The 13,358-nt window shown below is 60.9% G+C and carries 12 protein-coding genes; 8 read left to right on the top strand and 4 right to left on the bottom strand.

Going from position 1 to position 13,358, the window contains the following annotated elements:
* Positions 1-9: 9 nt before the first annotated feature.
* The 3 genes from AB3G88_RS00415 to AB3G88_RS00425 all read left to right on the top strand — a co-directional run bounded on the left by AB3G88_RS00415 (position 10) and on the right by AB3G88_RS00425 (position 3,792).
* Entirely contained in the window at positions 10-891 is an 882-nt protein-coding gene (locus AB3G88_RS00415) for an endonuclease/exonuclease/phosphatase family protein (protein WP_099586208.1), read from the top strand.
* Entirely contained in the window at positions 888-2,927 is a 2,040-nt protein-coding gene (locus AB3G88_RS00420) for a GGDEF domain-containing protein (protein WP_480452724.1), read from the top strand. The genes AB3G88_RS00415 and AB3G88_RS00420 overlap by 4 nt, the downstream gene beginning before the upstream one ends.
* 88 nt (positions 2,928-3,015) lie before the next feature.
* Positions 3,016-3,792 (top strand): N-acetylmuramoyl-L-alanine amidase, encoded by a 777-nt coding sequence (locus AB3G88_RS00425; protein ID WP_099586210.1) that lies wholly within the window; start codon positions 3,016-3,018, stop codon positions 3,790-3,792.
* Between the two features lie 3 nt (positions 3,793-3,795).
* Here the strand turns inward: AB3G88_RS00425 and AB3G88_RS00430 are convergent, their stop codons facing one another.
* Positions 3,796-5,583 carry an ATP-binding protein gene (locus AB3G88_RS00430; RefSeq protein ID WP_191946619.1) on the bottom strand — a complete coding sequence of 596 codons (1,788 nt, stop codon included), beginning with the start codon at positions 5,581-5,583 and terminating at the stop codon, positions 3,796-3,798.
* Between the two features lie 10 nt (positions 5,584-5,593).
* A complete protein-coding gene (algB, locus tag AB3G88_RS00435) occupies positions 5,594-6,940 on the bottom strand; it encodes a sigma-54-dependent response regulator transcription factor AlgB (protein ID WP_099586212.1) in 1,347 nt (448 codons plus the stop codon).
* Positions 6,941-7,317: 377 nt separating this feature from the next.
* Here algB and AB3G88_RS00440 point away from each other — a divergent pair, with 377 nt between their 5' ends.
* From AB3G88_RS00440 to AB3G88_RS00460, 5 genes are all read left to right on the top strand, one after another.
* Positions 7,318-7,614 carry a hypothetical protein gene (locus AB3G88_RS00440; protein WP_112196890.1) on the top strand — a complete coding sequence of 99 codons (297 nt, stop codon included), beginning with the start codon at positions 7,318-7,320 and terminating at the stop codon, positions 7,612-7,614.
* 80 nt (positions 7,615-7,694) lie between these two features.
* Entirely contained in the window at positions 7,695-7,859 is a 165-nt protein-coding gene (locus tag AB3G88_RS00445; RefSeq protein WP_003170804.1) for a DUF1328 domain-containing protein, read from the top strand.
* Positions 7,860-7,861: 2 nt separating this feature from the next.
* Positions 7,862-8,329: an inhibitor of vertebrate lysozyme family protein gene (locus AB3G88_RS00450; RefSeq protein WP_480452727.1), complete on the top strand. Its 468-nt coding sequence runs from the start codon at positions 7,862-7,864 to the stop codon at positions 8,327-8,329.
* A 729-nt stretch (positions 8,330-9,058) separates the two neighbouring features.
* Positions 9,059-10,390: a glutamate/aspartate:proton symporter GltP gene (gene gltP / locus AB3G88_RS00455; protein WP_099586214.1), complete on the top strand. Its 1,332-nt coding sequence runs from the start codon at positions 9,059-9,061 to the stop codon at positions 10,388-10,390.
* A gap of 97 nt (positions 10,391-10,487) precedes the next feature.
* On the top strand, positions 10,488-11,717 hold the full coding sequence (locus tag AB3G88_RS00460) for a spore maturation protein (protein WP_099586215.1): 1,230 nt from the start codon (positions 10,488-10,490) through the stop codon (positions 11,715-11,717).
* 93 nt (positions 11,718-11,810) lie between these two features.
* Here the strand turns inward: AB3G88_RS00460 and AB3G88_RS00465 are convergent, their stop codons facing one another.
* Both AB3G88_RS00465 and AB3G88_RS00470 read right to left on the bottom strand, forming a co-directional pair.
* Positions 11,811-12,422, bottom strand: coding sequence for an ABC-type transport auxiliary lipoprotein family protein (locus AB3G88_RS00465; protein ID WP_250925085.1), 612 nt, complete (start codon positions 12,420-12,422; stop codon positions 11,811-11,813).
* Entirely contained in the window at positions 12,419-13,357 is a 939-nt protein-coding gene (locus AB3G88_RS00470; protein WP_099586217.1) for an MlaD family protein, read from the bottom strand. Before AB3G88_RS00470 ends, AB3G88_RS00465 begins: the two co-directional genes overlap by 4 nt.
* Between the last annotated feature and the right edge of the window lies 1 nt (position 13,358).

Here is a 13,358-nt window from a genome sequence, read left to right on the forward strand (position 1 = left end):
GGGCTTCCCATGCGCCGCTGGGGTACCACCGAACGTGTCGTTGGCCTGCATGACCCGCAGGTCAATGAACATCATCTGGAATCGACAGGCTTGCCGGCAGACAATCGTCTGCGCCTGCTCAGTTTCAATATCCAGGTGGGTAACAGTACCGAGAAGTACCGGCACTACCTCACCCGTGGCTGGCAGCACTTGCTGCCCCACAACGGGCGGGCCGGTAACCTGCAGAAGATCGGCGACCTGCTGAATGATTTCGACCTGGTCGCCCTGCAGGAAGCCGACGGCGGCAGCATACGCTCGGGCTACATCAATCAGGTGGAGCATCTGGCCCACCTTGGGGCTTTCCCCTACTGGTATCAGCAACTCAATCGCAACTTGGGGCGCCTGGCGCAGCACAGCAATGGTGTGCTCAGCCGCTTGAAACCAACTGCGATCGAAGACCATCCGTTGCCGGGCCCCAAGGGGCGTGGCGCGATCCTCGTGCGTTTTGGCGAAGGGCCTGAAGCCTTGGTGGTGGTGATGATGCACCTGGCACTTGGCGGGCGTACGCGCAACCTGCAGTTGGCTTACGTGCGTGAGTTGATTGGCAAATACAAGCACCAGGTATTGATGGGGGATATGAACACCCACGCCAACGACCTGCTGCAGAATTCCCCGTTGCGCGACCTCGGGCTGCTGGCGCCGCAAGTCGAGGCCACGTTTCCCAGTTGGCGCCCGCAGCGCTGTCTTGACCATATTCTGCTCAGCCCGAGCCTCACACTGGAACGTGTGCAGGTGCTGGCGCAGCCGATTTCCGATCACCTGCCGGTCGCAGTAGAGATTCGTCTGCCGGGTTCGCTCACGGCTGATGCGTTACCCGCATTGAGCCCAGGCACCAGCGGACCCCTTGCATGAGCGACGACGCCCAGCGCTGGAAAGAAAAATACCTGTTAAGCATCGAGCAACAAGAAAAGCTCGAACGGCGTTGGGCTGCCCGTCTCGACCTGCTGCGCCGTGGGCTGGTGCGCAGCACGCTGGCGGCGGAGGGTACCGACCGCGCCGTTGACCAATGCATGAAGGAAATGCGCGATGTGGTGCGCACCGACGACATGGACGCCGCCCTCGCCGCCTTGCTGCCGCGCCTGGAAAAGGCCGTGCTGGACTCGGAGCAGCGCCGCGAAACCCGTGTCGATCAGATCAGCACCGCGCTGACGTCGCTGGTCACGCAATTGCAAAAGCTGCCGTTGCCCCGTGAGGTGGCACGTCCGCTGAAGACCTTTGCCAAGCAGTTGGATAGCCGCGTCAGCCAGGCCCGTGAGATTCCTCTGTTGCTCAGCGAGTTGAGCGGCTTGCAAGGGCAGGCGCTGAATAACCTGGAGCCGGACGGTGAGACCACGCGTCCTGGGCCAGGTTTGTTGCAGCGTTTGTTTGGGGCCAAGGAGGCCACGAGCGAAGCGGTAGCCGGCGAGCCCGTTGCCAGCCCATCGCCGCCGCCCGTTGTATCCAAGCCCTGCGCTGAGCCTCAGGAGCCCGAAGAATCCGAGGAACTGACGCAAGCCTTGCGGGCCTTTGCACCTCCGGCTCAGGAACCGCTGGCAGCTCAGCCCGAGCCTGCCAAGGCCACCAGTGAAACCTTCGTGTATGAGGCGCCTGCGCAGCGGGCCGAAGAGGCTGCGCCTGTGGCCCAAGCGTCGGCTCCAGATGAGCCTGTGCCACAGGATCAAGAGCCCGCTACCGAAAGTGCTCTCGCCGCCTTTATAGAGACACCACCGGTTGCGGTCGAGACGCCAGAGGAGACCGTCATCGGCAGCCTCTCGCTCCCGCCTGTGCTGGAGGCCGAAGAGCCGGACCCCGACGAGCTGCAGTCGGACGGTCCCTATTCTCTACCGGACTCACCCGAGCCGTCCTACAGCTCCGTGGCCAAGCATATTGAAGACACCCTGCTCGGCCTGCTGGAAGAGCTGTCCCTGCCCGAACGCCATCAGCCACAAGCCGAAGCCATGCGCGAGCGCCTGGCCCACGGGTTGAACTGGTACGAACTGCTGCCGATCCTTGATGACCTGGCGGTGCTGATGCTGGCGATCACCGACAGCGGCCAGCACGAGTTCGAGGCCTACCTGAAACAGCTCAACGAGCGTCTCGAAGCCTTCCAGGGCCATCTGCAGGTGGCCAGCGACGGCCATGCTGACAGCCACTCCGCCGCCAGGGAGCTGGACACGCAGATTCGCGAGCAGGTCGACGGCCTGCAAAGCAGCGTGCAGGAAGCTGCGGATCTGGACAGCCTCAAGCACGTGCTGGAAAGCCATCTTGAGGGTTTGCTCGGCACCATGGACGAGCACCAGCAGCAGCGTGACCAGCGTGAGCAGGAAGTCACGGCGCGCTTGAAAGGGCTGGCCGAGCGGGTTGCCAATATGGAGCAGGAAGCCCAGGGCTATCGTGAGCACCTGGAGGTGCAGCGCCAGAAAGCCCTGATCGATCCGCTCACCGGCTTGCCCAACCGCGCCGCCTGGAGCGAACGCCTTGATCAGGAGGTCAATGCCTGGCACCAGCACGGCAATAGCCTGTCGCTGGCGATGCTGGACCTTGACCACTTCAAGCGTATCAACGATGGCTACGGCCACCTGGCCGGCGACAAGGTGTTGAAGATCATCGCCAATGTGCTGCGCAAGCGCCTGCGGCCCAACGACTTTATCGCGCGGTTTGGCGGTGAAGAGTTCGTGTTGCTGATGCCTGATTCATCCCTGTCGGACGCCTTGGGCGTGGGTGAAGTGCTGCGTGCCGCCATTGAGGCATGCCCCTTCCACTTCAAAGGCGAGCCGGTGACCATCACGGTATCCATGGGGGTGGCGCAGTTCCAGCCGGGTGAGCGCAGTGACCTGGCGCTCAAGCGTGCGGATGAGGCGCTGTATCGGGCCAAGGCGGCGGGGCGTAATCAGGTGCAGGCGGCGTAAAAGATGTTCCATTTTGTAATTTGACCGTCTGACCACGGACGGTACGTTACACTGTTGCATTATCGTCTTCAGCGTACCGCCTACCGCCATGAAATCCCTGTACTTCGCCTTTGTGTTTCTCCTGCTCGCCGGCTGCGCCAGCGGTCCCCGCCTGGACACCAGCCACCCTTCGGCGAACCACGACAACCGTGTGCAGTTCGTGGTCGTCCACTACACCTCAACCAATCTTGAGCGATCCCTGGCCTTGCTGACCCATGGCGAGGTCAGCGCGCATTACCTGATCGGCGACGACGCCTCCGCTACCATCTACAAGCTGGTGGACGAAAGCCAGCGCGCCTGGCACGCGGGAGAAAGCGAGTGGATGGGGCGTACGTGGCTCAATTCCAGCTCCATCGGGATCGAAATTGTAAACCCTGGCTACAAGGACACGCCCACAGGCCGCCTGTGGTACCCGTACTCCGAGGCCCAGGTGAAATCGCTGGTTGTGCTGCTCAAGGACATCAGCAAGCGCAATGGCATCGATCCCAAGAACATCATCGGTCACAGCGATATAGCACCGCTGCGCAAACTGGATCCGGGGCCGTTGTTCCCCTGGAAGCGCCTGGCAGATGAGGGTCTGGGTGTATGGCCGGATGCCCAGGCCGTTGCGCGTTTCCAGGTGCAATATGCTGCGCAACTGCCGAGCATTGCCTGGTTTCAGGAAGAGCTGGCGCTGCTGGGTTATCCGACGCCCCAGACCGGCGAACTGGATGTCGCAACGCGCCACGTGATCGCGGCGTTCCAGATGCGTTTCCGGCCTTCCCTGTTCGTCGGTGAGCCGGATGCCGAAAGTGCCGCTATCCTGCGTGTCCTCAACCGGCGCTGAGTTTTAAAGCGGCAACGCCATGTAGAACTGTGTGCCCTGCCCCGGCCGCGAATACACGCCCATGCGGCCGCCGTGCAATTGCACGATCTCTTTGCACAGCGCGAGCCCCAGGCCGGCGCCGCCCTTCTTGCGGCCCACCTGGACGAAGGGTTCGAAAATGCGCCCTTGCTGGCCATACGCGATGCCTTCGCCGTTGTCTTCGACACTGATGATGACCCGCTCGCCATGGCGCCGCGCCTGCAGATGAATCTGCCCGCCGTCGGCGGTGTGGCGCAAGGCATTGCCCAGCAGGTTGTCGAGCACGCGCTCCAGTTGCGCCTGGTCGGCATACAGCCGCGGCAGGCCGGATTGGACTTCTACCAGTAACTCGATCCGCTGCGCGTTGGCGGGCTCCACAAAGCGTGCACGAGCATGTTCGAGCAGATCGGTCACGTCGCACGGCCCCAGGGTAAGTTTCTGCAGGCCGTTCTGGTAACGCGAAAAGTTGAGCAAGTCGTTGATCAACTGCATCAGGCGCTGCATTTCTTCATTGACCGTATCCAGCAGGTCCGCTTCGCGGGACTCCGCCGGAAACTTCGCACGTTCGCGGAACAGGCCGAATGCCATGTGCATGCCGGTCACCGGCGTGCGCAGTTCATGGGAGGCGCGCAGGACGAATTCGCTGCGTACACGTTCGAAGGCGCGCTGTTCGGTGACGTCGTGCAGCACCATCACGGCGCCGAGAATATGCCCTTCGGTATGGCTGACCGGTGTGAGGCTGTAGGTCAGCAGGCGCAGCTCGCCCTCGACTTCCACTTCCAGATCGTCCGGCGCCCGCTCCAGGTTGCCGCCGCGCAGCACCAGTTGTAGCTGCTCATCCAGCTCCGGGCGCATCAGCGCTTCGCCAAGGCCTTGGCCGAGGCGTTCCTCGTCCCAGCCCAACTGGCGCTGCGCGACGGGGTTGAGGTGTTCCAAGCGGCCTTGGCGGTCAATCATCAGCAGGCCATCGTCGATGCTGTCGAGCACGGCTTGCAGGCGCTGCTGGCCGGCCAGCAGTTCGTCAACATTGGTCGCCTGATGCTGGCGCACCGCTTCGGCCATGAGACCGAAGCGGCGGGTCAGCAAGTTCATTTCTGCCGCTGAAGAGATCGGCAGCGTGACTTCGAAATCGCCTTGGCCGATCTTGTCCGCCGCTTTGGCCAGCGCTTCAATCGGTCCGCCAAACCGCCGGGCGATACCGTGAGCCGTGACAAATCCGATGATCAGCACCGCAAGCCCCACCAACCCCAGCAAACCCGCGACCAACAAGGCGCGCTCGCGGGATTTGTGCTCGCTGGCGCTGATGTTTTCCAGCGCTTGTTTATGTTCTGCAATCAGCCCGTTGCGCAGCACATTGAAGGTTTCGGTGAGTTTTTGCTTGCTGTCTGGCGGCGGCGACGCTTGCTGGGATTGGTCGAACGCTTCAAGCAAGTCCTGGTACTGGCGGCGCGCCTGGCTGAAACCGGTGCCACGGCCATCGCGCTGCTCGTGGGCGATGCCTTCGTCCAGTAAGTCGAAGTAACGCTTTTTGGAGGTTTGCAGCGCCTCGGGGTCGGGGCGTTGTTCCAGCATCATGATCAACTGGTCGCCCAGGCTCTGGCGCAGTTTCAGGCCCAGATCCAGGGTGACGAAGTTGCTGCGAATCAGCGATTCCTGGGTCTTGGCCATCTGCATCACGCTGACGAGGCCCAGGATCAGGCCCAGCAAGGCGACGGTGATCAGCGCCGAGATGCTCAGGAACAGCCGAGTGCGCAGCTTCATCGCTAGCTTCATAGGGTGCAGCTCACAGGTTGTACTGTTTGCGTTTGCGGTACAGGGTCGACGCGTCGATGCCGAGGGTACGTGCCGCCTGGTCCAGGGTGTCGCTGGTGGCCAGGACTGCGCCGATATGGGCTTTTTCCAGCTCGTCCAGGCTCAATGCGGCACCAATGCGCGGGGCGTTGTTGGTCGGTTGCTCCGCCATGCCGAGGTGGACGACCTCGACCTTTTCCTGCGGGCAGATGATGCTCGCGCGTTCCACCACGTTGCGCAGCTCACGGATGTTGCCGGGCCAGCGATAGTTGAGCAGCGCTTCACGCGCTTGATCACTGAAACCCCGCGCCGGGCGGGCGTATTCCTTGACGAAGCGCGCCAGGAAGCGGTCGGCCAGCGTCAGAATGTCTTCACTGCGCTCACGCAGCGGTGGCAGATGCAGGGTGATGACGTTGAGGCGGTACAGCAAGTCTTCACGGAAACGCCCGTCGCGCACCATGTCTTCCAGGTTCAGGTTGGTGGCGGCGAGGATGCGCACGTCGGCGCGACGCGTCACCGGGTCGCCCACGCGCTCGTATTCCTTGTCCTGAATGAAACGGAGCAACTTGGGTTGCAACGTGAGGGGAAAGTCGCCGATCTCATCAAGAAACAGCGTGCCGCCGTCGGCCTGGTTGACTCGGCCCAAGGTGCTCTCACTGGCGCCGGTGAAGGCGCCACGGCTATGACCGAACAGCTCGCTTTCCATCAGTTCGGCCGTCAGCGACGGGCAGTTGATGGTCACGCAGGATTTCTTTGCGCGCTTGCTCCAGCCGTGAATGGCGCGGGCCAGTTCACCTTTACCGGTGCCGGACTCGCCGAGGATAAGGATGTTGGCGTCGGTCCCGGCCACTTGGCGCGCAGTTTCGAGCACGACCATCATCGATGGGCTATGGGAGTCGAGGCCGTCCTTGGGCTGGCGCACCGCGCCTTCCAATGCCTCCAGGCGTGCGGACAGCTGGCGCACTTCCAACTGCTTAGCCGTAGCGAGGCGCAGTTGATCGGGGCTGCAAGGCTTGACCAGGTAATCAGCGGCGCCGGCCTGGATCGCGTCCACGGCGGTGTCGACAGCGGAATGCGCGGTGACAATCACCACGCGCATCCACGGCGCCTGGATGCGCATTTGGGCCAGCACGTCCAAGCCGTTGTCTTCGCCAAGGCGCAGGTCCAGGAAGCACAGGTCGAACACCTGGCGTTGCATCAGGGCATCGGCCTGGGCGGCGCTGTTGGCGGTGGCGACGGTGTAGCCTTCATCTTCCAGGCAATAACGGAAAGTGCGGAGGATCGCGGACTCGTCATCCACTAAAAGAATGCGGCCTTGAAGTTCCTTGGCTGATTCCATCTGTCCCGCGCTCCTTAACTATGAGTGATGGTGCTTAGTCCCGGAATAATCGGGCAAGTTGCATGGTTTATTCTGATTGATAAAAGGCATTGCCGTGCAGGTATCTGCATCTCTTCCTACAAAGCCCCGCCTAGTGGCGTTTTCATGCCGTCTTGCCACTTCGGCAACCTCACCGTCGCTTTCGATCCTTTGATCCGACTGCTGGTCATCGTGCATTTCGCACGGCCCTTCGGAGGGCATCGTGCAGGATGCTGCATCCGAGTCAAACGCTTATTGCATAACTTGCTGATTTTATTGATTTTTATTTTGATAAAAAGCTGGCATGCGCTCTGCAATACCTCTCCCAACGAATAATCAGAATGCGGGAGAACATCAGCATGACTCGCCAAACCCTCAGCCAAATGCGTGTATCGCCGCTGCGCTTGCAGCAAGGCATGTTTGCCAGCTTGGCCGTGATGGTCACGCTGATTGCCGGCCAGCAGATGCAGCATTGGCAGCAGAGTCAGCAACAAGCCCCGCAGTTCGAACGTCCGGTAACGACCCAGACCCATTTCAGTTCCATTGGCAGCCGTACCGTCGGTAGTGCTGCTGATGTAACCGCACCCCAATTGAGAGTGGCTGACCAGGATTCGACCCTGGGCGAGCTGCCAACCCAAGAGCGCTGGGTGTTCTAGGCAACAAATGCGGTCGTTTGTGTTGAACGTCCGTACGGCATCACCGCTGTTACCTCTATCGAAGCGTAAGGAGAATCACCATGTTGAGTTGGGCAATCACATTTCTGATCATCGCCATTGTGGCTGCAGTTCTGGGCTTCGGTGGTATCGCGGGCACCGCCACGGGGATCGCCAAGATCCTGTTCGTAGTTTTCCTGGTGATGTTCATCGCTTCGTTCTTCTTTGGTCGTCGCGGCCGAGGCTGAATATGACCACTCTGTGCTTTAAAGCCATGGCTGCCGCCCTGATCTTGGGCGGCAGCGGCCTGGCGATGGCCGCCAATGACGGCCAATCCCGGGCCAGCCAATTGCTGACCGCGGACCCGCAGTACCGCGAGACTTGGCAAGACGTGGTGAAAAAAGAAGAGCGCCTGCCGGAATGGGTGATGAATCTGTCGGGCACGGCCGAGCAGATGAATGCCGTGGAAGAGGGGGGTGACCAGTATTTGGTCGGGCCACTTTGTGAAACCGCAGAGACCTGCAAGAGCAAGCGCTTGATCGTCGCCTTCAGCCTCGACAAGGAAGATGCCTACGCCATGTTGGTTGAAGTCCCCGCCGGTCTGCCGGCAGACAAATCGCCAACGCGTCACGCCGACTACCGCTTTATCGGTAAGCCGGATGAAGGCATGCAGAAGCTGCTGATGGAGCAGTTGAAGAAGGATCCGAATTGGTACTAGGTGCCGTCTGACGGCGTTAGTCGTCAACGGGGCCAGCATCCATAGGAAGAAGCAAGCACGCTTCTTTCTGTTTGTGCCGCTCCCCAAGGGCGGTGCATGACCAAGGGGCCGGGTTGCTCTGATCAAATGAGATCGGCGTGACCTACGGGTACAGGGAGTACCTGCGCAAGGGCCGGGTCAGGCGAAAAGCTGCGACGCAGGTTCACAAGCTGAAGGCTTGCTGAACTTGCGGCGGGCTTATGACGCTCATCCATGCCTTTTATGCCACCCATAGCCGCTAATTTTCTTTTTGCTCGTTTCCAACCATTACTTGGTATGTCGAGACGACCATCTATCGAGAAAGTTTTGTTGGGTCTATAGGACAATTCTTACGCGATCCCACCGAATTCCCCGGCATTCCTGCCAATGCACCAAACACGTGCAGTATCTCTGCGCGAGCCTGAATTGGCCGGTTCACGGCATATCCACCTGACAAAATGTCGCATTTGAACTGACCGTTCGGACAGTTATTATGAAAAAAAGTCATGCCGATTCGGCATAGGGTAGGCGTTTACGGCATTAGACGTCGCTCCCTTGCGTCGGAATAGTTGCGCCTTTTTTCGCCTGCCAGTAAGCCATTTCGGCCACGCTGCGGTGACCTTTCATGGAGGCAGATGCACACACTTTTTCGCTTTCGAGCGGTCCAGCTGGCGCATTTGCCTTAAGTTCACTTGAAGTAAGGGTAATGACATGAAGAAGGCAAAGCTAAGCCTCGCCTGGCAGATCCTCATCGGGTTGGTGCTGGGGATTGCAATCGGTGCAGTGCTCAACCATTTCAGTGCTGAAAAGGCCTGGTGGATCAGCAACGTATTGCAGCCGGCGGGCGATATCTTTATCCGCCTGATCAAGATGATCGTGATCCCGATTGTGATTTCCTCGCTGATCGTCGGCATTGCCGGTGTCGGTGACGCGAAAAAGCTCGGCCGCATCGGCGTCAAAACCATCCTTTACTTCGAAGTTGTCACCACCATCGCCATTGTGGTCGGCCTGTTGCTGGCCAACCTGTTTCACCCGGGCGCGGGCATCGACATGAGCACCCTGGGTACGGTGGATATCTCCAAGTACCAGGCGACCGCCGCCGAAGTGCAGCATGAGCATGCGTTCATCGAAACCATCCTCAACCTGATCCCGTCGAACATCTTCGCCGCCGTCGCCCGTGGCGAAATGCTGCCGATCATCTTCTTCTCGGTGCTGTTCGGCCTGGGCCTGTCGAGTCTCAAACCGGAGCTGCGCGAGCCGCTGGTGACCATGTTCCAGGGCGTGTCCGAGAGCATGTTCAAAGTCACCCACATGATCATGAAGTACGCGCCAATCGGCGTATTCGCACTGATCGCGGTGACGGTGGCCAACTTCGGCTTCGCCTCCTTGCTGCCGCTGGCCAAGCTGGTGATCCTGGTTTACGTCGCCATCCTGTTCTTCGCTTTTGCAGTATTGGGCCTGATCGCCCGTCTGTTCGGCTTCTCGATCCTCAAGCTGATGCGCATCTTCAAGGATGAGCTGGTACTGGCCTACTCCACCGCCAGCTCTGAAACCGTGCTGCCGCGTGTGATCGAGAAGATGGAAGCCTACGGCGCGCCGAAAGCGATCTGCAGCTTCGTGGTGCCGACCGGTTACTCGTTCAACCTCGACGGTTCGACCCTGTACCAGAGCATCGCGGCAATCTTTATCGCCCAGCTGTACGGCATCGACCTGTCGATCGGCCAGCAACTGATGCTGGTGCTGACCCTGATGGTCACCTCCAAAGGCATCGCCGGCGTGCCGGGCGTGTCCTTTGTGGTACTGCTGGCCACCTTGGGCAGCGTCGGTATTCCGCTGGAAGGCCTGGCGTTCATCGCCGGTGTGGACCGCATCATGGACATGGCGCGTACCGCCCTCAACGTGATCGGTAACGCGCTGGCGGTATTGGTCATCTCCCGTTGGGAAGGCATGTACGACGACGCCAAGGGCGAGCGCTACTGGAACTCGCTGCCACACTGGCGCACCAAGCAAGCCCTGCCGACGGCCCAAGCCACTCGCGGCTGATCGTAGGACAGCTTGAAGACAAGCCCCGGTAAATCCGGGGTTTGTCGTTTCTGCCAGCCCCGCTATCATTCGCCCCATCTTTCGGGGGATTCAACTGATGCTCAATGGCCTGTGGCTTGGCTTTTTTGTCGTGGCAATGGTGTCAGCACTGGCGCAATGGCTGGTGGGCGGTAACGCCGGGATTTTTGCAGCGATGGTCGAAAGCATTTTCGCCATGGCCAAGCTGTCGGTGGAAGTGATGGTGCTGCTGTTCGGCACCCTGACGCTGTGGCTGGGCTTCTTGCGCATTGCCGAGAAGGCCGGGATTGTCGATTGGCTGGCCAAGGCCCTTGGCCCGCTGTTCCGCCGCCTGATGCCGGAAGTGCCCGCCGGCCACCCGGCCATCGGTTTGATCACCCTCAACTTCGCCGCCAACGGCCTGGGCCTGGACAATGCCGCGACGCCTATCGGCCTGAAGGCCATGAAGGCGTTGCAGGAACTCAACCCCATCCCCAGCACGGCGAGTAACGCGCAGATCCTCTTCCTGGTGCTCAACGCCTCGTCGCTGACGCTGCTGCCGGTGACCATCTTTATGTACCGCGCCCAGCAAGGCGCTGCCGACCCGACGCTGGTGTTCCTGCCGATCCTGTTGGCCACCAGCGCGTCCACCCTGGTGGGCCTGCTTTCGGTGGCGGTGATGCAGCGCCTGCGGCTGTGGGACCCGGTGGTGCTGGCTTACCTGATTCCGGGTGCGCTGGTGCTGGGTGGCTTTATGGCGTTACTGGCAACCCTGTCCGCCACCGCGCTGGCCGGTTTGTCGTCGATCCTCGGCAATCTCACATTGTTTGGCCTGATCATGCTGTTCCTGGTGATCGGTGCGCTGCGCAAGGTGAAGGTGTACGAAGCGTTTGTCGAAGGCGCCAAAGAAGGCTTCGACGTGGCCAGGAACCTGCTGCCTTACTTGGTCGCGATGCTCTGTGCCGTCGGCGTGCTGCGTGCTTCGGGAGCCCTGGAGTTCGGCCTGGAAGGCATTCGCCACGTGGTGGCATGGACCGGCATGGACACGCGCTTCGTCGATGCGTTGCCGACCGCAATGGTCAAGCCGTTCTCCGGCAGCGCCGCGCGGGCAATGCTGATCGAGACCATGCAAACCCAGGGCGTGGACAGCTTCCCGGCACTGGTCGCGGCGACGATCCAGGGCAGTACGGAAACCACCTTTTATGTGTTGGCGGTGTACTTCGGTTCGGTGGGCATTCAGCGGGCGCGGCATGCGGTGGGGTGTGCGTTGCTGGCGGAGTTTGCCGGTGTCGTGGCGGCGATTGCCGTGTGCTACTGGTTCTTTGGTTAAGGTTTAGAGTGCTATCGGGGGCAAGCCCCCTCCCACATGTTGATCTGTGAACACATTCAAAATGTGGGAGGGGGCTTGCCCCCGATGAGGCCCTCAGCGTTTCGCAACACCGCTGCCCTGCTGCACCACCCAGTCCACCACCTGCTTATTCAGCTGATCCCCCGCCAACCCAAACCCTGCCACCACCGCCGGTACTTTGATGTCAGTCACCGGCTGGCGCACTTCAAAGCGCCGGCTGGCAATGATCCGCTGATCACTCCCCCGCACCAAGCGTGCGTCGAGGCGGATCACCACCTCCACCGCGCTGCCCCGGTACTCGCTCTGAAACGCCTGCAATTGCCCGCCCAGCTCATAGTCGGCCTGCAGATTGGTGTCGTCGGTGCTCAACAGCGTCACCCGGCCATCGCGCTGGAAGCCGTCCAGCAGGCGATTACGCAACAGCACCGGCGCGGGGTCGCTCCAGCGCGAGTTGGCGTAGCTGCTGATCAGGTCGCCATTGGGCACCACGGCGATGCGTGGGCTGTCGAGGAACTCGCTGGTTTGTGGTTTGCTCAGCCGTAGCGACCAGCTCACCGGCGTGCCTTGGGTCGTCGCCTGGGCCGAGGCCAGGCGGTACACGTCCGACGGGTCGGCCTTGGGCAGGATCGAGCAGGCGCTCACCAGTGCCAGCGCCATAGGCGCGATCATTTGATAAGCACGCTTCATGGCGTGAACTCCTTGTTCTTGTCACTGCCCAGCAGGTAACCGCTGGGATTGGCTTCCAGGCGGCGGGAGATGGCGCGCAGCGAACCGAGGGTTTCGCGCAGTTCGCGCACGGCCGGCGCCAGTTCGTTGAGGCCCTGCATGCCGCTGTTCACCGAGTCCTTGTTATTGGTCAGCAAGGTATTGATGGTGGCGGTGCTTTGCTCCAGGGATTTCATCGCCTGCTCGGCACTGCCGAAGGCTTGCTTGCCTTGATCATTGAGCAAGCCATTGGCATTGCGCATCAGCACGGTGGTCTGCTCCAGCGCCGCGCTGGCCTGTTTGCTCACCTGCATCAGTTGTTGCATCACCACTTTGATGTCGCCGCGCTGGTCGGCAATGGCGCCGGTGGTTTGCTGCAGGTTGTCCAGGGTTTTGCTCAAACGCTCGACGTTCTCCGAGGAGAACATGTTGTTGGCGTTGTGCAGCAGCACGTTGATACCGGTCATCAAGTCATTGCTGTTATTGAGCAACCGCGCAATGGGCGATGGCGAGGCGATAATCTGCGGCAGGTTGCCGTCCTTGCCCTTGAGCACCGCACTTTGGGGCGTGCCGCCGCTGAGCTGGATGATCGACGTACCGGTGATGCCGGTCAGCGCGAGTTTGGCCTGGGTGTCCTCCTTGATCGGCGTCTGCCCGGCCAAGCGGATACGTGCGAGTACGCGGCGCGGGTCGTTGGGGTCCAGGCTCAAGCTGATCACGTCGCCCACCTTGATCCCGCTGTATTGCACCGAGCTGCCCTGGGACAGGCCGCTGACCGCTTCGTTGAAGATCACTTCGTAATCCTGGAAGGCGCTGTCGACGCTGGATTTGGCCAGCCACAGGCCAAACAGCATCGCGCCGACCACTACGATCACGCTGAACAGTCCGATCATCACATGATGGGCTCGGGTTTCCATG

The organism is Pseudomonas arvensis (genome assembly GCF_056688935.1).